This window comes from Deltaproteobacteria bacterium (assembly GCA_020848905.1).
Lineage (GTDB): Bacteria > Myxococcota_A > Polyangia.
The window spans coordinates 188228-210168 of sequence record JADLHG010000083.1 but is presented as its reverse complement, the minus strand read 5'-3'; the positions used below and the strand labels follow the sequence as shown (position 1 = coordinate 210168).

At 70.7% G+C, this 21941-nt stretch carries 16 protein-coding genes; 4 read left to right on the top strand and 12 right to left on the bottom strand.

Annotated features, from left to right (window positions below; translation table 11 throughout):
• Together IT371_31695 and IT371_31690 are read left to right on the top strand one after the other, a co-directional pair.
• Positions 1 to 824 (top strand): hypothetical protein (locus IT371_31695; GenBank protein MCC6752255.1); only part of this gene is annotated, 824 nt, incomplete at its 5' end.
• Between the two features lie 177 nt (positions 825 to 1001).
• Positions 1002 to 1916, top strand: a complete 915-nt coding sequence (locus IT371_31690; protein MCC6752254.1) for a hypothetical protein — start codon at positions 1002 to 1004, stop codon at positions 1914 to 1916.
• Positions 1917 to 2113: 197 nt separating this feature from the next.
• On the opposite strand, the gene IT371_31685 is transcribed toward IT371_31690, so the two are convergent.
• From IT371_31685 to IT371_31675, 3 genes are all read right to left on the bottom strand, one after another.
• Complete coding sequence (locus tag IT371_31685) at positions 2114 to 3892, bottom strand: PKD domain-containing protein (GenBank protein MCC6752253.1); 1779 nt, start codon at positions 3890 to 3892, stop codon at positions 2114 to 2116.
• A gap of 327 nt (positions 3893 to 4219) precedes the next feature.
• Positions 4220 to 5497, bottom strand: coding sequence for a hypothetical protein (locus IT371_31680; GenBank protein ID MCC6752252.1), 1278 nt, complete (start codon positions 5495 to 5497; stop codon positions 4220 to 4222).
• 221 nt (positions 5498 to 5718) lie between these two features.
• On the bottom strand, positions 5719 to 7857 hold the full coding sequence (locus IT371_31675) for a sulfatase-like hydrolase/transferase (GenBank protein ID MCC6752251.1): 2139 nt from the start codon (positions 7855 to 7857) through the stop codon (positions 5719 to 5721).
• A gap of 532 nt (positions 7858 to 8389) precedes the next feature.
• On the opposite strand from IT371_31675, the gene IT371_31670 reads away from it, so the two are divergent.
• Positions 8390 to 8872 carry a PilZ domain-containing protein gene (locus IT371_31670; GenBank protein MCC6752250.1) on the top strand — a complete coding sequence of 161 codons (483 nt, stop codon included), beginning with the start codon at positions 8390 to 8392 and terminating at the stop codon, positions 8870 to 8872.
• A gap of 36 nt (positions 8873 to 8908) precedes the next feature.
• On the opposite strand, the gene IT371_31665 is transcribed toward IT371_31670, so the two are convergent.
• From IT371_31665 to IT371_31635, 7 genes are all read right to left on the bottom strand, one after another.
• On the bottom strand, positions 8909 to 11014 hold the full coding sequence (locus IT371_31665) for a response regulator (protein ID MCC6752249.1): 2106 nt from the start codon (positions 11012 to 11014) through the stop codon (positions 8909 to 8911).
• Positions 11011 to 12765, bottom strand: coding sequence for a response regulator (locus tag IT371_31660; protein MCC6752248.1), 1755 nt, complete (start codon positions 12763 to 12765; stop codon positions 11011 to 11013). Before IT371_31660 ends, IT371_31665 begins: the two co-directional genes overlap by 4 nt.
• Positions 12762 to 14153 (bottom strand): HAMP domain-containing protein, encoded by a 1392-nt coding sequence (locus IT371_31655; GenBank protein ID MCC6752247.1) that lies wholly within the window; start codon positions 14151 to 14153, stop codon positions 12762 to 12764. Before IT371_31655 ends, IT371_31660 begins: the two co-directional genes overlap by 4 nt.
• Entirely contained in the window at positions 14150 to 14704 is a 555-nt protein-coding gene (locus tag IT371_31650) for a hypothetical protein (protein MCC6752246.1), read from the bottom strand. The genes IT371_31655 and IT371_31650 overlap by 4 nt, the downstream gene beginning before the upstream one ends.
• Positions 14705 to 14713: 9 nt before the next feature.
• A complete protein-coding gene (locus IT371_31645; GenBank protein MCC6752245.1) occupies positions 14714 to 16180 on the bottom strand; it encodes a hypothetical protein in 1467 nt (488 codons plus the stop codon).
• Positions 16181 to 16187: 7 nt separating this feature from the next.
• Positions 16188 to 16619, bottom strand: a complete 432-nt coding sequence (locus IT371_31640) for a hypothetical protein (GenBank protein ID MCC6752244.1) — start codon at positions 16617 to 16619, stop codon at positions 16188 to 16190.
• Between the two features lie 92 nt (positions 16620 to 16711).
• Complete coding sequence (locus tag IT371_31635) at positions 16712 to 19192, bottom strand: CehA/McbA family metallohydrolase (GenBank protein ID MCC6752243.1); 2481 nt, start codon at positions 19190 to 19192, stop codon at positions 16712 to 16714.
• An 87-nt stretch (positions 19193 to 19279) separates the two neighbouring features.
• Here IT371_31635 and IT371_31630 point away from each other — a divergent pair, with 87 nt between their 5' ends.
• Positions 19280 to 20104, top strand: coding sequence for a hypothetical protein (locus IT371_31630; protein ID MCC6752242.1), 825 nt, complete (start codon positions 19280 to 19282; stop codon positions 20102 to 20104).
• Here IT371_31630 and IT371_31625 read toward each other — a convergent pair.
• Together IT371_31625 and IT371_31620 are read right to left on the bottom strand one after the other, a co-directional pair.
• Positions 20079 to 20843 (bottom strand): hypothetical protein, encoded by a 765-nt coding sequence (locus IT371_31625; protein MCC6752241.1) that lies wholly within the window; start codon positions 20841 to 20843, stop codon positions 20079 to 20081. The two genes, IT371_31630 and IT371_31625, sit on opposite strands and share 26 nt — an antisense overlap.
• Positions 20844 to 20845: 2 nt before the next feature.
• Positions 20846 to 21898, bottom strand: a complete 1053-nt coding sequence (locus IT371_31620; GenBank protein ID MCC6752240.1) for a hypothetical protein — start codon at positions 21896 to 21898, stop codon at positions 20846 to 20848.
• Positions 21899 to 21941 lie beyond the last annotated feature (43 nt).

Here is a 21941-nt window from a genome sequence, read left to right as displayed (position 1 = left end):
TCGGCGCGTGCGGCCGGGCGGCCGTGCCGCAGACGTCCGAGACGGCGGTGGTGGCCCCCGACCCACCCTGGTCGAGCCCCGCCTGTTACGGCAAGGTTGGTCGCTTCGACCCCGAGCCTTCGCCGGGGCCATTGCCGCGGACGTTCTCCTTGAAGGAGGCTGTGCTGCCGTACGTTGGAGGCATCGTAGGCTACGGCGACCGGGGCGATGCGATCACCCATCTGCGCGCGCGGGTCGTAAACATCCGACCCTACCCTCGTGGGCCCCGGCGGCTGCTCCTCGGGGACGTCGTCCTTCGCGAGCCTTTTCGTGCGGAATCCGAGGTGGTGGGAGTCCTGGTGGAGCACGCGCCCTCTGAGCTCGCCGACCCGAGCGGGCAGACCGTCGTGCTGACCCGGTCCATCAAAGCCCCCGACCCGGCGGTGCCCGACGCGCCGGACTCGCAAGGCCTGGCCCTGCGCAACCAGGACGAGCAACTCCTCGCCGCCAAGATGCACGGCGCGCTCAACGAGTACGGTCGTGCCGCCGTGCCCGAGCTCACGATCACGGCCCTGGACGTGACCGGTCCTCGTGAACAGACGGAATGCCGACACCAAGGCTACGGCTCCGACACCTTCGAGCCGGTTCGCCTGCGGATCGCGAGCGCCAACGACCACGTCGACCTCGCGCAGATGGAGGGCGGGATCCTGAAGATCGGCTGCGTCGAGTACGCGGTGCAGGTCGGATACGCGCTACGCCGCGTGACCAAGCATTGCTTCGACCGCACCGATCTCATCATGGTCCACGTCACCCGCTTGGCCATGCTCACCAAGGCCGAGAACTGACCGCAGCCTCCCTGCGACCGCACGCCCGCCCCGTACCGTGCGGATGCCGGCCAGCCCGGATGAGGTAACTGCCCGCATGGGTCGTCCCGTCGAGGCCGGTAAGCACGTAGGCTTCTGGAGCGAGCGGAGGGACGCGATTTGGCGCATTCTGGTGCGCAACCTGCATGAATCGACTCCATGAGCTGGTTCCGCGTCCGGCGACCCCGCACCGGGGTTGTTTTCGTCCGGCTACCACGCACCGGGGTTGTTTTTGCGGTCGCGCTGCTCGGCGCGTGCGGCCGGGCGGCCGTGCCGCAAACCTCGGAGACGTCAGTGGTGGTCCCCGACCCACCCTGGTCGAGCCCCGCCTGTTACGGCAAGGTTGGTCGCTTCGACCCTGACCCTTCGCCGGGCCCGCTCCCGCGGACGTTCACCTTGAAGGACGCCGTGCTGCCGTACGTGGCGGGCATCGCCGGCTTCGGCGACCGGGGCGATGAGATCACCCACCTGCGCGCTCGGGTCGTAAGCATCCGACCGTACCCCCGTGGGCCCCGGCGGCTCCTGCTCGGCGACGTGGTGCTCCGCGAGCCGTTTCGCGCGGAAGGCGACGTGGTCGGCGGTCTCAACGAACATGAACCCTGGGAGCTCGCCGACCCGAGCGGCCAGACCGTCGTGCTGACCCGGTCCACCAAGGCCCCCGACCCGGTGGCGGTGCCCGACGCGCCGGACTCACACGGCCTGGCCCTGCGCAACACAGACGAGCAGCTCCTCACCGCCGTGCTCCATGGCACGCTGAAGGAGTACGGACGCGCCGCCGTTCCGGAGCTCACGGTCACGGCCCTGGACGTGACCGGTCCCCGAGAACAGAAGGAATGCCGGCAACAACGCGACCGGTTCGACACCTTCGAGCCGGTTCGCCTGCGCATCGCGAGCGCCAACGACCACGTCGACCTCGCGCAGATGCAGGGCGGGATATTGAAGATCGGCTGCGTCGAGTACGCCGTGCAGCTCGGGTACGCGCTACGCCGCGTGACCAAGCATTGCTTCGACCGCACCGATCTCATCATGGTGCACGTCACCCGCCTGGCCATGCTCACCAAGGCCGAGGATTGACGTCATGCCGCTCGGCGCCCCGCAGACTGCGGCGGATGGCGTGAAGCGGCCGTCAACCGCGTGGGCGCTGGAGGCTCGAAGGTGTCAACTCCGTCACCGCCTCGCCGCGGTCACAGCCTCGCGGGGGTGGTGGTGTGCAGGAGGGATCGGCGCGAAGGGGAACCGACCGGCGCGCTCGGCTCAGAGCTCGCCAGGTACTAGTTGTTCGTGACCGTGATGGTCGTGGTCTTCGTGTAGAGCTCGGTCTCGGAGGTCGCCGAGGGGCAGAGGCCGCTCGTGTCGGAGACGCTCGCGCTCACCGGGACCGCCGTGCAGAAGACGTTGTCCGCCGGGTCGATGGTGCAGCTCGTGCCCGGCGCGCACCCGCCGCCCGACCAGACGACGGCGTAGCTACCGTTGCCGCCCGACGGGTACGCCACGTAGGTGGCGGCGTCGCTCGAGAGGCTCGTGTCGCAGGTCAGCGGCGCCGCGGAGGGCTTGAGGTTGATCGCCAGCGGCGCGAGGGGCCGGACCTTGGCCTTGCCCCCCGCCGTGCACGCGACGTCGGTGCGCGGATCGGTGACGGTGACGAGCGCCTCGTACTCGGTGCCCGGCGACCCCACGTTCACCGCGCCGCTCTTCGTGGTCGACGAGGTCGGCAGCGTGTCCCCCGGGAAGCTCCAGGCGTAGGTCACGCCGGCCGGGTTGCTGCCGCCGGTGACGACGGCGTCGTAGGTGTACGAGCTCGCGCAGGTCGCCGCCAGCACGGGCTGGACCACGAGCTCGGGGTACGCATTGGCCTCGGCAGTGGTGATGGTGTCCGAGCAGTTCGAGCCCGGGTCCTTGACCGTGACCGTCCCCTTGAACGTGCCGCTCGCCGCGGGCGCGAAGCTGCCGCTGCAGTTTGCGGAGCTGCCCACAGTGGCTCCGTTGCCGTCGGTGAAGGACCAGGTGCAGATCGCGTTGCTCAGCGGCGCGCCGTCGATGCCGGTGGCCGTCGCGCTGAAGCCGACGCTCAGCCCGCAGCTCGGGGTCAACGCGGCCTTCGCGCTCACGCTGCCGAAGCTGAACTCCTCGGGCCCGAAGAAGTCTTTCAGGTCGGGAGAGGTCCCGCCGGAGCCCGAGGAGCGCGTGATCACCGTGCCGAAAAACTTCGCCCCGCAGATCGAACCACCGGTGAAGATCGACGTCTTGAGCGCCGCCTCGGCGAACAGCTCGGGGGTGAGGTCTCCGTTCGGGGCCAGAGCCTGCTTGGCGACGCCCGCGCTCCCCCACGTGCCGGGAGGCGTGTTCGTGCGGTTCACCGCCACCGCCGCGATGGCCGAGCTCTCCTCCTTCCAGAGCGAGGTGTCGGTGAAGTCGATGGCCGCGATGGCATCAAGCGTGGCGGCCTTCTGCGCCACGAAGACCCGCAGCAAGGGGCTCGCGCTCGGCTGGAAGTGCCCAGCGAGGAGCACGTCGTTCGGGCCGATCTCGTATTGAAGGAGCGACTCGCCCTCCTTGCACGGCGCGACGGGCCCCTGCATCGAAGGGGCCTTCTTGGTCATGAGCCAGTAGTAGCCCGCGTCGCCGTTGTTGTTCGCGCGTTGCACGGCGAAGTAGGCGTAGTCCTGGTTGTTGGCCAGACCAACGTAGGTCAGGTCCATCTTGCTCAGCACCTTCGAGCTGCCGACGCAGCCGATGGAGCGCGGGAACGAGGAGGTGTCGGGGTCCGAGACGTCGAGGAAACGATGCCCCGCGGTGTTGACGTTGGTCCAGTCAGTCCAGGTCGGCGTGGTGGCCGGGTTGACGGGCTGCGGCTTCTGGTTCGTGCCGTTGAGGATCAGGTTCGCGTCCCCGCCGGCGGTCGTCTCGTCAATCTCGAGATAGTCGTTGAGGAAGGTACTCACCAGGCTCGACGCCTTGCTTCCCACGATGGGAGCGGGTCGCTCCACCTGCTCCTGCGCGCCGCAGCCTGCCAGCAGCGCCACCCACACCGCGCACGTTCTCACACGCATGATTCACTCCTCCTTCCCCCTCGGCCCGATGAAATGCCCGCGACCCACCATGGGCGCGCATGTAGCACTCGTCGTTGTTTGGCCCACCTAAGCGCCCTCCGGTGCGTCGTGTCAATGGATTTGACCGTGGTCAATTTTTATCTGAAGTTGTCGTGGCGTATGGCGTGCCGGCGGAGCGCCGAGCGATTCGGTCATCGATTGTTGGGCGAGAAATGCAGCAGGGCCGGCGCGCGCCCCGCCGTCCGTGACCCGACCGCGCGACGTGACGGGCCCTCCGCCGCTCACGCAGCGGCTTGGGGGCTTATTCCGCGGCGGGCCCTGGGCGCACTACCTGAGCAGGCTGCTTCCGGTGAGCGCATCCTCGAGCGGCTGGCGCAAGGATCGGTCGAGCTCTCCGGCGAATTCCGGCGTGACCACTCCCGCCTGCTCGAGAGAGATCGCGTCCCGCGCCACGTGACTCATCCCCACCGTGTACTTCGCAGACCGGTAATCCCCGGGAACGGCGAAGTCGATCTGGGAGTGTTCGATCCACGGGGTGAGCCGCGCCGCCAGCGTCGGCGACTTCAGCTTGAGCACGGAGTAGACCTGGCTCAGGTCCAGGAGCTGTCCGATGAGGAGCCGGGCCTCGACAGGCGTGAGCGCCTCGGTATCTTGCTCGCCACCGGAGTGGACGTTCCACACGTTGACCTTGTAGGTCGACGCCTTCAGCAGCAGCTGGTCTCGGGTGTACTTGGAGTCGGCGCTCATGCGCGTCGTCGAGGATCCGCCCGCGCGCGACCGACCGGTACGACGGCCCGTGAGCTCTCCGAACGTTTCGGCCTCCGCCCCCCAGCTCGCCTCCCCGCTCGCGGTCATGTGGGCCTCGCCGCGCTCGACCTCTTCGTGCCGGATCTGCTTCGAATGGGTCACGTCGTTGACCTGCTCGATCATCCGCAGGGCTGTCTCGAAGAGGGCCTTGCCGCTGAGCCCGCGCAGCTTCTGACGGACGAGCGGACGCTCGGTCACGTACTGCTCGTCCACGTGCGCCATCAGGAGCGCCTCGTTGCGGGCGATCCGCTGCTCGACGACCTGGCACTTGCCGGCCTCGAGCTTGTCCACCGCGTCCACGATCTCCCCCATCTTTCTCGTCAGCTGGCGATAGGCTTCAGCTTTCAACCACGCATTGTTGAAAACGTCGCCGATCACGAAGCCGCCGGTCGCGGCGTGGGGCAAGCTGCCGAGCAGCTCGTTCACTCCTTGGAGCTGCGCGCGGCAGCTCGCGATCGCCTCTCGCGTCCGGCCTGGATTGCTGGACTTCGCAAGGCACTCGGCTTCGGAACCCCACGTCGCCAACGCCTGGATGTTCTCCCGGTAGATGCTCATCCACGGCACGCCGCTTCGGTCGGAGTAGATGAGGCCGCTCGATCCGCTTCCGGCGAGGCGCTGACGGAGCTCCCAGCGCTTGGCGCGGGCGCGGCAGAGCGCCGAATAGTCGGCCTTCACGGCCTCGAGCTGGGCCGCCGGAGATGGCGACCCCGCGTTTCGGGCCTCGGCCGACGAGGGGGCGATAGAGCCGAACGCTCCGAGGAGCAGGAGTAGCGGTACGGGACGGGTATGGGTGCGCATGGCGTAAAGGGCTCCTCGCAGAATACCGGCGAGGAACCCGTGCAAGCGACGGGCCACGCAGGCGAGCCCTCGGAGATCGCGGTCCGAGCAGGTGCATTACCAAGGAATACAGAGCGATGTGGCGGTGGGCCCGTGGCGGTAGCCCCGCCGGGTGGAATCGCCAGGCCCGATGGCTGGCCGGCCCCCCTCGCCGCCGCGCAGGAAGCGCCGCCGAGGTCTCGTTACGGCTTGATCGGCCCGGGGCCCTTGCCCTGCTCGAGGTCCTCGGCCATCGCGGCGCGCAGGTTCGAGGCCACGCCCCAGCGGGCTTGCCGCCAGCGCGTCTGATAGATGAGGAAGGTGCTGAGCGCGTCGGTCAGCCAGCGTGTGGCCGTGGGCTGCCGGGCGGAGATGTCGTCGCGCTCGCCCTTGGCCGAGGCCAGGTCGAAGAGCGTCGGCTCCCCCTTGCCCCCCACCCAGAGCTTGTAGTCCTCGAGGCGGATCGTGTGGGCGAGCTCGTACTGCGTGGCCATGGCGGGGCGCGGGTAGCCGCCCTCCACGCCTTGCGCGAGCGGCATGAGCGACGCTCCCTGCACGTTCTCGGGGAGCGGCACGCCGAGCGCGTCGAAGATGGTGCCCATCGCCGACAGCACGTCCACGCCCTCGCGCACGCGCACGCCGCTGCCGAAGAGCGGCGGGTAGTGGACGATGAAGGGCACGGCCACGAGCGGATTGCGACACGAGTGCCCGTGCCCGATGCGGCCGAAGTCCCAGAGCTCCTCGCCGTGGTCGGCGGTCACGACGACCATCGTGTCCTTGCGGATCCCCTTCGCCTCGAGCGCCTTCAGCACGCGGCCGAGCTGCGCGTCGTTGAACGAGACGGTGCTGTCGTAGACCGCCAGGATGCGCTTCTTGTCGGCCGGGCTGACCTGTTTTCCCCCCGCCATCTTCTCCACGTCCTTGCCCCAGACCGCCTTCTGATAGGGCCCCTTGTAGGGCTCGGGGTGGTACTTGGAGAGCCACGGCTCGCGCGCGCGCCACGAGACGTGCACGTCAATCGTGCCGACGTAGACGAAGAAGCGCTTGCCCCCCTTCTCGCCGATGAACTGGATGGCGTGGTCAGCGAGGTCCTTGCCCGACAGGCCCCCCCCCTGGTGCAGCGTGTTGCGCAGGTAGTCCCAGCCTTCGCCGAAGCCCCAGAACTTGCTGATCCAGCCGTTCGCGACCCAGGCCGCCGTGTAGAGCCCGGCCTTCTTCGCCCCCTCGGGCATGGTGAAGAAGCTCGGCGCCAGCTTGGCCTTCGGATCGATGAAGCGGTGCTGCCGCGGGTAGAGCCCGGTCCAGATCGAGGCGTGGCTCACGCGCGACTCGGTCCCCGCGATGTAGGCGCGCGTGAAGACCGTGCCGGTCTTGCCGAGCTCCTCGATCACCGGCGCCTCGACGCGGGTCTTCGGGTTGTAGACCTTGTAGCGATCGGCGCGCGCGTTGTCGATGAGCCAGAAGAGGACGTTCTTCGGCGGCTTCACGCGGGAGAGCGTCCTCTGCGGGCCGGGCATCACGATCGCCCCGTCGGTGAGCGTCAGCCCCTGGCAGCGCGCGCCGGTGGCGGTGAGCTCGAGGCGCCCCACCTGCTCGGTCATCGGCGCGAGATCGATCACGAGCTCCGCGGGGGCCCCGGGACGCACCGGTTCGAGCCGCGCGGTCGAGGGGCTCTTCCCCTCGGGGATCATGGTCACGACCGGGTCGCACGCGCGGTCCGCCGGCGGCGCCGTGTAGCGCAGCCGGAGCTTGGCCCCCTTGTAAGGGAAGACGTAGTAGGCGAGGCCCCCGTTCGCGGGGAGCGAGAGGCCCCCGGGAGCAGCCGGCTCCATCGGCTCGCTCTCGCCGGGAGGCGTCGAGCCGAGGTGCAGCCACTCCACGGCGGCGGAAGCGCGCGTGCCCCCCATGCGTCCCCCCGCGCCCCAGGTGAAGGTGAGCTTGTTCTCCCCGGCCTTGAGCCCGCCCGCCGGAAGCTGCGCCGTGGCCCGCTGCCAGCCTGCCGTGAGCTTCACCCCCTCGGGGCGGCCCCCGTTCACCGACACACGCAGCACCTGGGCCGCGGGGCTCTTCAGGCTGAGCGTCAGCGTCGAGGCCTTGGCCTGCGCCGCCGTCAGCGGGAAGCTGAGCCAGGTCACGCTCCGGGTCGCGAGCGCCACGCGGCGCCCGTCCTCGCGGCGGTTCGCCTCCCACGGGTTCCACGGGCGCGAGAAATTCAGGTATTTCGCAACGCCCGGGTGGCCGAGGGGGATCGCGAGCCCCCCCTGCCGAACGAGGTGCGCGAGGAGCCGGTTGTCCCCGAGCGAAAAGACCGTGCGCAGCTCGCTCCCCGATGCGGCAGCCACGCGCTCCTCGGGCGGCGAGGTGGGCGCCCCCTTGGGCTCGGCTTTGCCCGGTGCGGCGGCCGGCGCGCCCTTCTGGGGGTTCGGGTCCTTACGGGCCGAGGCCGAGGCGTTGCGGATGCTAAGCGCCGGAGGCGTCGGCTCCGTCGTCGACGACGATCGGTTCGAGCAGCCACTGCCCACGGAAACGAGCAGGGCGAGTGACCAGGTGGCAAGAGGGGTCGAGCAACGGCGGTATACAGGCAACATGGCTCCGAACCTACGAGATGCCGGGCACCTAGGCAAGTTTGGCATCGGCTTGCACGCCCCGCGCGTGAAGGGGGCCCGCCCCGAGCGGTAACTTCTGTCCACAGCGGCACAACGGGGGCTCAGTTTTCCGAGCGGTGCGCGCGCGAACCTCGCGAGATCCGTTGGCCCGCGCGCCGGGCACATGGATTGCTTTGCTAGCTCCGGCCACGCCGCGAGCTCGCCGGGAGAGCTCGACGGTCGGCCTGGGACCTCAACTTTTCTCATCAGAGGGCAGAGGTTGCTGCGTATGTACCGACAGGGAAACGTGCAGTGGGCCGAGGAATGGCCCGACGATGTCTGCTCGAAGGACCCGCGCAGGATGCCTGGAGACGAGCAAAAACCCGGTCCGAAGTCAGCACACCGCGAGAAGACCTTGCCGGGAATCGGCAGTCGGCGGCTCACGCCCCGCTACAAGATGCCCGCCGACGTGCTCGTCGTGCCCATGGCGGCGAGCCTCGAGCCCTTCTGGGCCACCACGGAGGACGTGGGGCACCGGGGGGTCTTCGTCCTCGCGGCGCGTCGCCCCCCCATCGACGCGCTGGTGATGCTGAAGCTCGTGACCCAGAACGGGCCTCCGCTGCGCATCAAGTCCCGCGTGGTTCACGCCGTGGAGGGGGTCGGGTTCGGCTGCCAGTTCCTCGAGGTCACGCCCGAGGTCGCAGCGGCGATCAGCCGCCTGGTCGCGACGGCGAGCGGGGCGTCTTTGCCCACCGTCGTCTCGGAGAACTGAGGACCCCGCCGACGACGCGGGTGTCGCGGCGGACGCTTAGGAAAGCTCCGCCAGGAGCACCAGCAGCTCCTTGAGCTGAAACGGCTGTTCGAGCAGTCGGTGCGTGCGCCCCGCGGTGAAGAGCTGCGCCTCGGGGCTGAGCAATCCCCGCGCGATGGTGATGAAGCCTTCCGCGAGCCGCGGAAACCGGCGGCTGACCTCACCGTGAAACGCGGTGATCCCCATCCCCGGGAGCTCCAGGTCGCAGATCACCACGTCGGGCCCGTCACCGACTCCGAGTCGTTCGAGCGCGACCTCCCACCCGTCCGCCACGACGAGCTCGTGCCGCGCCCCGAGCGTGCGCTGCAGGAGCCCCACCAGCGACGCGTCGTCCTCGACGAGCAACAGGCGCATCGGCCGCAGGGAGAGCACCGTCTGGACCCCCGACGGAGGACGCACCTCCGCGGCCCCGGCTTCGGCCTTCGGCAGGCGCAGCGTGAAGCAGGCCCCCTCGCCGGGCTGGCTGGTGAGCATCAGGTCTCCGCCGTGTCGACGCGCGATGTCCCGCGCGATCGAGAGGCCGAGCCCCGTCCCCTGGCCTACCGGCTTGCTCGTGACGAACGGCTCGAAGAGCCGCGGCCTGACCGCGGGGTCCACTCCCGGGCCGCTGTCCCGGACCCAGGCCTCGACCCAGGTGTCGCGACCCACGAGTCCCACGTCGATCAAGGACTGGTGATACGGCCGCCCCTCGAGCGCCTGCACGGCGTTGATGAGCAGGTTGAGAAAGATCTGCGAGAGCTGCCCCTGGTTCCCTTGGACCTGGGCGAGCGGGTCGAGCGTGGAGCTCACCTGGGCGTGCTGTCGGAGCTGGTTTCGCGCCAGCCGGAGCGCGCTCTGGACCGCCTCGGCCAGCGGGAATCGCCGGCTGCTGCGCTCCCCCACGTGCGCGAAGGAGCGCAGGTCGCGCGCGATCTCGACGATGCGCTCCACCCCTTCAGCGCACTCGGCCACGAGCGCCTGCCCGTCGGCCACGAGCGCCTCGAGTCGTCCGACGCCGGCCCACGCGTCCTCCTCGGGGCGAGCCTCCGACGCTGCCGCGTGACTGACCACCTGCCGCATCACCTCCAGGTGGTTGCCGAGCTGCTCGAGGTTCGCCACCACGTAGGTCGCGGGGTTGTTGATCTCGTGGAGCACGCCAGCGGCGAGCTGGCCCACGGTGGACATCTTCTCGGCCTGCACGAGCTGCCCCTGCGCCAGCGAGAGGTCGCGCACGCGGTCCGCGAGCTCGGCGACGAGGCGCGTATTCTCGATGGAGAGGGCAATCTGCGACGCGAGCACGGTCGCCCGCTGGAAATCGTGCGGCCCGAAGGGCTCGCGGCGCTCGCCGCGATTGATGTTCAGCACGCCGAGGAGCGCCCCCTCGCGCACCAGCGGGTAGACGATGCTCGAGACCACGTCCTCGGAGCCGGGGAGGTCCGCGAACCGAGGGTCGCGGTCGAGCGGTCCGTGAATCAGCGCGGGTTGCCTGAGCTCCGCGATCCGCGTCGCCACCCCGCGTTCGATCGGCGTCGGCTCAGCGGGCGGGCGCGACCCGTGCAGGGCGTGGGAGTAGACGAGGCGGAGACGGCCCGCCGCATCCACGAGGACCAGCGAGGCGTCGTCGGCCGCGAGGGACCGCATGGCCAGCTCCACGATACGTCGCTGAAGCTCCACCGGCTCGCGAATGCCGAAGATGGCGAGCCCCGCCTGGTAGAGGGCGATGGTCGAGCTCAGCCGCTTGCGATCCATCACGCGCCGGAGCACCTGCTTGAGCGTATCGAGCTCGAAGGGCTTGTTCAGATAGTCCGCGGCGCCGAGGCGCAGGCTCTCGACGGCGCTCTGCATCGTCGCGTAGCCGGTCATCATGATCACCTCCACCTCGGGGTGGCGGTGCCGGATCTGCCGGAGCGCGGTCACTCCATCCACCTCCGGCATCATCACGTCGAGCATGACCACGTCCACCGCCTCGCGCTCGAGATGCGCCAGACCGTCGGCGGCGCGCGCCACTGCGGCCACCTTGTAGCCCTGCTCGCGCAGCGTGAAGGCGAGCATGTCGCGCATCCCCTGCTCGTCGTCGATCACCAGTACGCCGCCACCGCTCTCCGGCGTGTCGTGCGCGTTCATGGGACGATCTCCCTGCTCTGCCACTGCACGAGGAAGCGTAGAGGGGCCTCCGGCTGGACGTCCACCGAGAGCTGCATGCCGTTGGCCTGCAGGAGGTGAGCGGCCAGACCGAGGCTCAGGTCGAGCCGCACGGGACCCTCGACCCGAGGTCCGCTCATCTCCAGACCCGGCTCGAGCAATCGACTGCGGGCCTGCGGTTCCACAAACAACGCGCGATGCTCGCAGCGGAGGGTCGACACCTCCTGGCTCGCGCTCACCACCACGCCGACGTGGGAGGGGTCGAGGCCCCTCGCCGCCCCCCATCGCAGCAGGAAGCCGAAGATCTCGGCCAGCGCGCGTCGCACCTCGCTCGCCTCCGCACGGACGAGGACGGCGCCGGAGGACTGGTCCTCCAGCCGGCAGGCCGCGGCGGACAGACCGGCGCGCGTCAGGGCCTCCGGGACGACCTCGCACAGATCCACCACCGCGCGCGTGCCGGCCGGCGAGCCGGCGGCAAAGTCGTGAAAGCTGTGCGCGACCGACGCGATCCGGCGTGCGCTCTCGCGGCAGGCCCGTACGCACCCCTCGGCGTCCTCGCCGAGCAGAGCCTCGGAAACGCCGCTCGGCGTGCCCACGGCGCTCAGCGCCGCCGCGAGCTCGCGCGACGCGTCGTCCGGCAGCAGAGCGAGGCGCTCCGCGGCCCGCCGCGATAGCCCCCACAGGCGTCGGTAGACCTCCACGTGCTCCTCGAGCGCCGAGAGCTGCAGCTCGATGACCCCGAGGGGGTTGTTGATCTCGTGGGCTACGCCGTTGGCCAGGCGCGCCATCGCCGCCAGGCGCTCCGCTCGCGCCAGCCTGTCGTGCAGGTTGTTGAGGGTAGTCATGCGTTCGGTCAGGGCGGAGTAGAGGGTGGCGTTGTCGACGGCGAGGGCCAGCGCCGAGCCCAGGCTGCGCACCTGGCGGGCATCGTGCGTGCTGAAACGGATCCGTCCCGGGCCGCGCCAGACGAGGAGCCGGCCGATCTCCCAGTCCGGCCCCCGAAGCGACTGCACCAGCGCCCCTCCCTCGAGCGGCGGCTCGGGCGCGCCGATCGCAGCCGGACAGGCCGAGATCTCCGGCACGACGAAGGGCGCGTGGTCCGTATGGCGCGCCGTGGCCTCGGCCAGCCCGAGCCACTGCCTGGGCTCGGGCCCCCGTCCGTTCGGGGCCGACCTCAGGAGCTCCCAGGTTCCGCCGCTCCCGGGTCGCACGAGCGCCACCCCGTCGGAGTGCAGCCACCGCGGCGCCTCGTCCACCAGGCGCTCCACGCGAGCCCACGGGCTGAGCGCCGTCGCGATGCGCGCCCACTCCGCTTGCACGCGCAGCGCCGCCTCGAGCTCCGCGCGCTCGAGCGCTCGCGCCAGCACGAGGCTCAGCTCGTCGTGCAGAAACGGCTTACCGAGGTAATGGAACGCGCCGAGGCGCAAGCACTCGAGCGCCACCTGGCTGTTCGGGTAGCCCGTGACCATCACGACCTGCAGCTCGGGCTGGCGTTGCCGCAGACCGCGCAAGATGTCGGGCCCCGTCGTGCCGGGCAGCATGACGTCGCAGAGCGCGAGGTCGAAGTGCTGACGATCGGCCCAGGCCAACCCCTCCGCCCCGTTCTCCGCCGTGACGACCGCGTAGCCCTGGTAGCCGAGCTCGTAGGCCAGCAGGTCGCGGATCCCGCGCTCGTCGTCCACGACGAGGAGGTGCGCGCGCGGCGCGGCGTCTGCGGCAGGCCCGTCTCTCATGCCGGACTCCGAAGCGCCGGCAGAGTCACGATCATCGCCGTCCCGCGCTCCAGCTCGCTCTCGCAGACGAGCTGGCCCCCGTGCTGTTGCACGATCTCGTAGGCCAGAGCGAGGCCGAGCCCCGTCCCCTTGCCCACCGGCTTGGTCGTGAAGAAGGGCTCGAAGATGCGCGAACGGATCTCCGGCGGTATGCCCGCACCCGTATCGCGCACCGTGATCTCGAGGTCGCCGGCCGGGGTCTGCCGCGTGGCCAGGGTCAGCTCGCCCCCGCTCGGCATGGCGTCGATCGCGTTGTTGCAGAGATTCACCAGCACCTGTTGCAGCATGTTGGCGTCGACGAGACTCTCGGGCAATCCCTCCCGACAGTCGAGCCGTACCTGCACCCCCTGAAGGCGGGCCTGATGCTCGATGAGGCTCGCCGTCGTGACAACGAGCGCCGAGAGCTGCGTCGGCTGTCGCAGCCCGGTGGACTTGCGCGAGAAGGCGAGCAGGTCGGACACGAGCGCCTTGCAGCGCTTGGCCTCGCGCTCGATAGATCGAAGCGGCAAGGAGAGCGCGTCGTCCTCGGGGAGCCGCTGGCAGACGCTCTGCGCGAAACCCAGGATCACCGCCAGGGGGTTGTTGATCTCGTGCGCCACGCCCCCGGCGAGCTGCCCCACCGCGGCCATCTTCGAGGCCTGCACCATCTGCTCGCGCGACCGGGCGAGCTCCACCGTCATGCGGTTCAGGTCCACGGCCAGAATGGCCAGCTCGTCGCTCGCCCGGACCGCGAGGTGCGCCTCCAGATTGCCCCGCGCCACCTGGTGCACGAAAGCGATCATCTGTCGCAGCGGCTTGACCAGGTGGAGGGCGAAGAGCACCGCCGCGAGCCCGGAGGCCGCGGTGAACGCGAGAGCCGCCGTGCGGAGGAGCGCCGCGCGCCGCTGCGCCTCCTCGACGCGCCCCGTGTGGAGCTCGGCCCATACGCTGCCGAGCGGGACGCCCTCGAGCAGCACCCCGGCGTGCGCGCGATAGGCCCGCGCGGAGCGCTCCAGCACCGGCTGACCGCGGACGCTCGTGACCCGGAGGCCGCGCGGCACGGTGCCCAGCTGCACCAGGGGAACGCCCCGCGCGTTCAGGATGGCGACGAAGGCGAGGTCCGGATTCGCCTGCTCGTCCACCTGGCACAGCCGGAGCTGCGCGCGCAGCAGAGCTCGATCGTCGGCGGCCAGACCCACGTCCGCCACGGAGGCCAGGGCCTGGACGCACGCACGGGTCTGCGCCGCCAGGCCCTGCTCCATCAGCGGCACCGCCACGTGTCGAAACTGCCGGTGAGAGAGGCTCACCACCAGGGCCACGACACCCACGCCCGCGACCTGGATCAGAACCAGCCGTCGCCGAAACCTCACGGCCGCGCCTCGAGGTGCAAGGCGTACCCCGGCTCCCCCGGCGCCTTCCCCTCGATGCGCAGGACCTTCACTCCGGCGGCGACCTTGTCGAGCGGCACGTACCCGATGGCATCCCGCTGGCGCGCGACGATGCGCACGAGGAGCGAAGGAGCGCCCACGCTCTTCGGGGGCATGCCGAGTCCGCGGATGCGGCGGTCGATCCAGTAGGACGCCGCCGCCTGCCCCGAGAGGCCCAGGACCTGCTTGTCGAAGGAGAGGCGCAGCGGCGAGAGCGGCTCGGCGTTGAAGACCACGATGGCGCGGTCGAGGCCCCACTGCGTGCGCGTCTTCAGAAAGATGTCCTTGAGCTGCGCGAGCGAGAGCTCCTTCAGCGGATTCACGGGGTGTACGACCACCGCGAGGTGCGCGCCTCCGGGCTTGGGTGCTCCCCCGGTGCGTGCGGGGCCGGCCAGGGCGGCGACGACCAGGACGGCGGACAAGAGCCACCGCCCACGCGACCGTCGGTCGCGCGCCTCCCCCACCCCCGCCCTACCCAGCGAGCTCCTGCCCATGTCCTCGTTCTAGAACGCGACCGCTAATTGGGTGATAACGCGGTTCACCGCACCGTTGCCGAAACCGAGCACCTCGTCGTTGCTGAAGAGAATGAACGAGCTCGGCTGCGGGCGGGTCCAGGTCCAGAACTGGTGCTGGACCTTGACCGACACGGCGCCGCCGATGCGCCAGTTGACGCCGCTGCTCACGACGAAGAGATTGTCGAACGCGACGGTGTCGTTGAAATCCACGAAGTAGACCCCCGAGAAGAGGCGGAGGTTCGCGCGCTGGATCGGAAGCTGATAGATCAGCGTCCCGTACCAGCCCCAGGCCGCGCGATCGGCCGCGAGACCCCCGCGCCCCGGTCCGATCAGGATCGAGGGCCTGAGGTTGTCCTCGTACTTGCGCCAGTTGGCCATGGCCTCGCTGACGAAGGTCACCGGCCCGAGCTCGAGCGAGAGGTCCCCGGCGACCGCCGTCTCGCGATACCGGACAGTGGTCTTGCGCTGGAGCTCGGGGGTCGGCAGGACCTGCAGGACCTCCTTGAAATCGGTGTAGAGGCCCGTGTAGCCGGAGGCGCCGAGCTTGAGCCGCCACCCCTTGCCCGACTTGGAGAACTCGAGGCGTCCACCGAAGGCCTTGTCCACGTCGGTGTCCTTCAGCGTGTTCGCCGGCCCGCGACCGTTGCTGACGGTGGCCACGTAGCGCAGTTCCACGCCCGGGACCGGGATGCGCCCCGAGAGCTTCAGCCCGAGCTGGCGCTCCGGCATGGCCGAAAAGAGCGAGTTGTAGATGATCGGAGCGTTCGCCGCCACGCGCGCCGGTGAGCCGTGATCGATGTTCCAGAGGCCGTAGGGGGTGAGGAAGAGGCCGGCCGTCACGTTGAACCACTCGATGCGGCTCCATTCGACCTGGGCGCGTTCGATGAGGATCCCGCCCAGGTCGATGTTCTGGTTGAAGGCCGACGGGTCGCGCGTCCGGGTGTGGGCCCGCTCGAACTGCGTGCCCAGGATCGCGCTCTCGTAGGCGAACGTGTCCCCGATGGGGTTCAGCAGGAAGCGCACCTCGGCGAGGAAGCGCCAGTCGGGGATGGGCTTGAAGTCGAAGTAGATGTTGAGGTTGCCGAAGACGAACATCGGATCTTCTTCGGTGAAGGCCCGGTAGACGTAGTCCGAGGGGAGCCAGGTCTTGTGAAAGCTCACGTCGAAGAAGCCGTAGATGGAGAACTTCTCCTCGCGCCGGGAGTCGTCGGCCCCCTCGAGCAGCGCCTCTTCGCTCGCGGCGACCCGTTCCTCGGTCTCGGTCTGCTTGCGCCCGAGGGCCTTGATCTGCCGCCGGAGGACCTCCATCTCGCGCCGCAGCTGGTCGAGCTCGCGCTTGGACGCGGACTCCGGGGCGACGGCGGGCGCCGACGCGGGCTGGCTCGCGGGTTGAGCCTCCGCGACGGAGGAGAGCAGGGGCAGGGCGACGAGGAGCCTGGGCAGCACGCGGAGCATCGAACGCTCACATCTTAACGCAGGCGGTCGGAAGGGTGATGAGGTACTGCGAGAGATCGAGACAGCGGTAGGGCTCGGGGCAGTCGTTCTTGGCGGTGCTGCACCCCTGGTATGTGCAATACCCACTGGCCTGGCCTTGCAGGGCCATGCAGAAGTCGGCCTTGCCCACGCACTGGAAGTGCTGCGTGCAGGTCTGGCCCAGGTGATCCTCGAGCGGCCCGCCGTCGGACCGGCCGTCACGCCGGCCGTCGGCCGGAAGACCCCGGTCGCGGAGGCCGCCGTCGCCGGCCTTCTGCTCCGGAAAGCAGCCTCCCTCGGTGTAGACGGTACCCGGAGGACACCGCCCCCCGACGCAGCCTGCACCGAGGAGAGCTGGAGCTGCCACGAGCGCCGCGCAGAGGAGCGCTCGAACCACAGAGGCCAACGGTAGCCGCACCATCACGCCATACTACATCGGTCGCACCGGGGCGAACTTGAGTCTCTCGACGCGGGGCGGCGACGGTGGGCCGGAATGCGCCAGGCTGTTCTGCCCTACGAGCCCGGCGGGGTGAAGCGCCCGTCCCCGTCGGCATCCACCCAGATGGGGTTCGTGAGGGCGAAGGGGCGGACGGGGCGTGGACGCTGGGTCGGGTCGGCCGACGCCCCCGCGACGCGCAGCACGTACCAGGTGTCCTTGGCGGGGCGGAGCACGAGGCGCTGCCTGAGGCGCAAGGAGCGACCCGCCGCCATCGCGAAGCGCTGCTCGATCCGGCCGTTGGCCACGAGCTCCGCGCGCTGGAGCTCCTGCTGCGGGGGGGCGTAGATCTCGACCAGCGCCGGAACGCCGCCCTTCGGCAGTGGGACGAGAGCGCCGAGCGGTTTTCCCCCGACGGAGAAGTGCACCACGGGCCCGCTGGTCAGGGTCGCGCGCCCCGCCTTGAGCGCGCTCGCGACCTGCGCGGGCCGGGCTCGTACGGCGTCGTCATCCTCGCGCGCGTCGAGCTGCCAGTGGATGAACGTGCGGGGTGTGCCGGGATCCTGCACCGGGAGGCGATGCGCGTCGGAGCCGGCGGTGGCCACGTAGCGCCGCCCCAGGTTCAAGAGTGCGAACCAGTCCGACACGACGCGCTCGAGGGCGGCGGGCTGATCGAGGTCGTCTCCGTTGAAGACCTCGAGCAGTTCGAAGTCGGCGCGGTACTCCGGCGAGGTGGCGCGGCCCGTCGTCGGGTCCAGCCCGAGCTGGTCGAAGTAACCGATGCTCCCCATGCGGGGATGGTTCACCTGCACGAGCACCGAGGGGCCGCGGCGCCGCGCCTCGGCGAAGAGCTGCGCGGGTCGCGTGTGCACCCACTCGAGGGGCCGTCCGTCGGGGAGCGGCCAGATGTTGAAGTGACCGAAGAGGTAGCCTTCCGTCGTGACCTCCTGCCCGGGCACCGCCTGCACCCAGGGCGCCGTCCGGGCCCGGTCGGGCAGCCGCGCGTAGTCGGTCACGGTGTTGTGGTCCGTGGCCACGAGGAGCTCGAGCCCCACGGCGGCGGCCGAGACGAGGCGCTCGTCGAGCCCATCGGGCGAATCGAAGCTGGCCGCCGAGTGCACGTGCAGGTCGGCAGCGATCCACCCGGGGGTCGGAACGAGCTTGCGCAACGCGAGCCGGAGCGGCGTGGTGCCGTCGGCCCGCACCTGCACCGCGAGCTGCGCGACGCCGTACTCGGGACCCCGGCTGGCCGTCGCACGGTAGCGACCCGGGGCCAGCCGGACCTCGCGCGCCCCGAGGCTGTAGATCGACGCCCCCGCGGTCAGGCCGCCCGCGTTGCCGAAGTCCGGGTCGGGGGTGCCGCCGAGGCCCTCGAGGCGCACCTTGGCCGGTAACGGCTCGCCGCGCTCGTCCACGACGCGCAGGGCGAGCGCGCCGCGCCGCGGGACCTTCAGGCGCACCTCGCGCGAGGCGGAGAGCGCGACGGTAGAGCCTTCCGCCGCCCCCGGAAGGAGCGCGCTGGCGACGTACGACGCCCCGTCCTGCGGCAGCTCGACCCGCGCGCGCCCCCGCACGCGGGTCGCGAGAAACGGACGACCGCCGCGGCGCACGAGGACCCGGCCGTCCTCGGGAAGCGCTCGCGCATCCAGTTGAAACGAGCTCGTCGGCCGTCCGGCCCGACGGAGCGCCGTGGCCAGGGCCTCGTGGAGCGCGCCCGTCTGCGCCACGAGCCAGCGGGTGCGCACGAGGCTCCCCCCGGGGGGCAGGCTCGCCTTGCCGTAGCGCACGTCGATCGCGGGATCGAAGGCCCCCGCGGGGTGCGCCGGATCGACGGCCAGCTCGAGCGGCGCGAATCCCTGCTGCGCCAGCACGAAGGCCTCGGTCCCCTCGGTGCGCGCGGCGAAGCGGGCCTTCGCCCGTCGGGGGAATTGGCCCCCCGGGCGGAGCTCGCCGAGCCCCGGTAGCTGGAGCGGCGTGTTCGTCAGACCGAGGTGGTCGCAGAGCTCCACGTCGAAGCGCGGGGTGCCGCCCCGATTGAAGAGCCGCGTCTCCAGCTCGAGGATCCCCTGCGCGCCGTCGAGCCGAAAGCGCAGCTGCACCTCGAGGCGGGGGCCGCCGTGCACGGCTCCCTCGAGCAGGAGCTCGGTGCGCCCTTCCCGCACGAGCGTGTAGCGCTCGACCGCGATGGGGTGCGTGCCCCGGCTGTCGCAGACGCGAAACTGGGCCCAGCCGATGCGGTCCACGAAGGCCGGTCCCGGTGCCAGGTCCACGAGCGCGCCGTCCTCCGCCCGCACCACCGCGACGAGCGCGCTCGAGCGCAGGAAGTAGTCCCCCGGCCTTCCCCGGGTACGCGGCCCGAGAGGAAGACCCTGGCTGGAGAGATAGCGCCCCACCTGCACCTCCCCAGGCGCCAGCGCACGCGCCGGCAGGGGGCCGCGAGCGAGCGGACTCATCCGCGGCCTCGGCGACGGGCGCCGCTGACCGCGCGCCGCGGCGAGCAGCCCGAGGGCGGCACCGACGGTGAGGAGGAGCGCGAACGTCCTTCGCCGAGCTTTCATGGCGGAGACGGTACGGCCGCCGGACCCCGGGGCGCAATCCCGCGGGACGGCTGGAGCGCGGGACCTGCACCCGATATAGTCCCGCGCATGCGAGCCCTCGCCTATCTGCTCTACGTTGCGTGCACGACGCTGCCCCTCGGCTTCTCGACGGTCGCCTCGGCCCAGCTCCCGAAGGAGACGGTGAGTCGACCGGTCGAGCTGCGCGGCGTCTCCTTTCGCCCGAGCCCCACCGCGCCGATCGACCTGTCCAAGTTCGAGGGGCTCTATCAGTACAAGGTCCTCGCGCTGCAGCGGTTGCTGCCTCTCGCGGACACCATCGCCCGCTGCGTGGACACCCAGCGCCTCGTGTCGGGGGAATTCCACGACCGCCTCGATTTTTCGCTCGAGCCGAGCGGCAAGCTGAAGAGCTTTCAGGCGCGGCGCAGCACCGAGCAGCTCCAGAGCTGCCTCTTGCCACACACCCTGACGCTGCGCTTTCCGCCCTTCGCGGGGCAGGCGAGCTACGTGCTGCAGGTGCTCGTGGCCTCCCCCGGCGTGAGGCTCGGTCGACGCACCGAGCCGAGGCCCGTCGCCGTCTATCCGCTCGGCAGCGACGAGGAGCGGCGCGCCTACGGCACCGCCTTCGGCTGGGTGGCCAGCCCGTGGACCGGCGGCATGAGCGACTGTGCCGAATGGGTGGGGCTCGCGCTGGGCGCGGGCTATCGCGTGCAGCTCGAGGCCCCGGTCTCGACCAAGGGCCGGGTGGAGAGCGCGCGCCTGACGGTCACGGGGCCGCTCGCTGCCAAGGCCGCCGAGCGCCTCGCCCGCTGCGTGGCCCCCTTCGTGAAGGCCCTCAAGGGCCCTCCCCACGCGGGGCCGGCCCCCTTCCCCTACCGCTTCGGTAGCACTACCGCCAAGTGGGAGCCGGACTGACGAGCGGCTTCTTCAGCCCGAGGAGTCGCGCCGAGACCGCGAGCAGCACCGCCGGGGCCTCCTGCTCGACCACCTCTCCGTGCCCCGGGACGAGCCGCGCGAGACCCTGGACGACCGAGAGGCGCTGCAGGTGCGCGGCGAGCGCTCCGCGGTCCTCGACCATCGCGGTCCGCGCGAGCCAGGTGACGCGCGGCGAGCCCGTGGAGCCGATCGCGCGGTAGACGAAGCCCCAGAAGCCCGGCAGGTGGGCCTGGTTGAAGAACAGATCGTTGAAGATCAGGCTCGCCCGCGCGGCCGACCGCACGACGAACACCCCTTCGCGCAGGCGCGTGCCTTCCAGCGTCTCCACCGCGATCAGCGGGTCCTTCGGAAAGGCGTCGTACGCGCCGTCCACTGGCACCACCTCGCTGACGCGCTGGCTCGCCCCCGCCGGGCACAGCACGCGGAGCTGCGGGTAGCGCTTCTTGTAGGCCGGTGCGTCGATGCGGTGCCAGCCGTTCGGCACCACGAGCAGCGCGGGCTCCCCCCAGGCCTCGATCCGCCGCATCGAGCCGTCGTCGAGGGGGATCCCCCCGTGGATCGCCACGCGCCCGTCGGCGAGGCGCAGCAGCGTCATCGTGCGGCGCAGGGGCATCGGCAGCCCCGGGATCTCCCCCGAGACGAGCCAGAGATTCTCCTCGAGCTCGCGGATCGGTCCGTGCTCGTGGACCTTCCACTCCACGTTGATCTTGGGGCCCATCGCTACTGCCCTCCCCCGGAGAGGAGACGCTTGAGCATCGGCGCGAGCGGATCGCCCGACGTGTCGGCGAGCTTCGCCAGGTACGCCCGATCCGCCGGCCTGCCGCGCGCGAGGAGGCGCTGCGCCACCTTGAGCCGCAGGATCGCCGGATAGGGCGGCACGCTCATCGCGTGGAGCTCGCCCGGTTTCCCCTCGGCGAGCGCGGCCAAGCGCTCCGCCACGAGCGCGGCCACCGGCGGTCGCGTCGCGGCCGAACGCACGATGTGCAAGAGCCCGTCGCGGAGCTCCAGGCCGCTCAGCTTGTCGAGAAGTTCCTTCAGCTCGGCGGCCGAGGCGGCGTGCAGGATGGCGTCGAGGGCCGCGACCTGCTTCGGCGTGAGGTTCCACCCGGGACGCCTCCGCGCGACCTCCACGACCTCCGCGAGCGGCTCGACGTCCTTCTTCAGGGCCGCGAGGAGCTGCGTCGCCTCCTTGTTCTTGAGCCGCCCGAGGGCGTCGATCGCCGCGTGCTGCGCGAGCGGCATCTCCCCCTCGAGCGCGAGCTTGGCGAGCTCCGCCGGCCGAAAGGCATAGAGCTCTACCAGCAGGAAGCTCAGCGCGGCCTTCTTCTTCGGCGGCTGCCGCTTGGTGCGGATGAGCTGTCGCATGGCAGGCACGGCCGGGAGTCCGAGCAGCGCGAGCCGCCGGGCGAGCAGCGGCATCTCCGACGGGGCAGCGCGATACAGGTCCCCGTAGGCGCGCTGCACCTCCGTCGGCCAGAGCGCCGGGGGCACTCCGCCATCCTGGTTGCTGAACCCGGGTCGCTCGCCGTGCCCGCGGTCTTCGCCCGCCTCGCCGTGGTCGTGCGCGTGGTCCTCGCCCCCTGCGTGCGCCCCCCCGCCGCGAGGACCGGGCCCCCCCGCATCCACCCCCCGGGCCCGGGCGGCGACGCGCGCCTGCTCCTGCTTCTTCTTTTCCGCGAGGAGCTCGTGCTCGGGCTTCGCCGCCTGCTTGCATCCCCCGGCGACCAGGGCCAGGGCGATGGCGAGCAGCGTTCTAGAACGATGCGTCGTCATGGCCAGCGGGGTCTACGCCTGGGGCCCGAAAGAGACGATGACG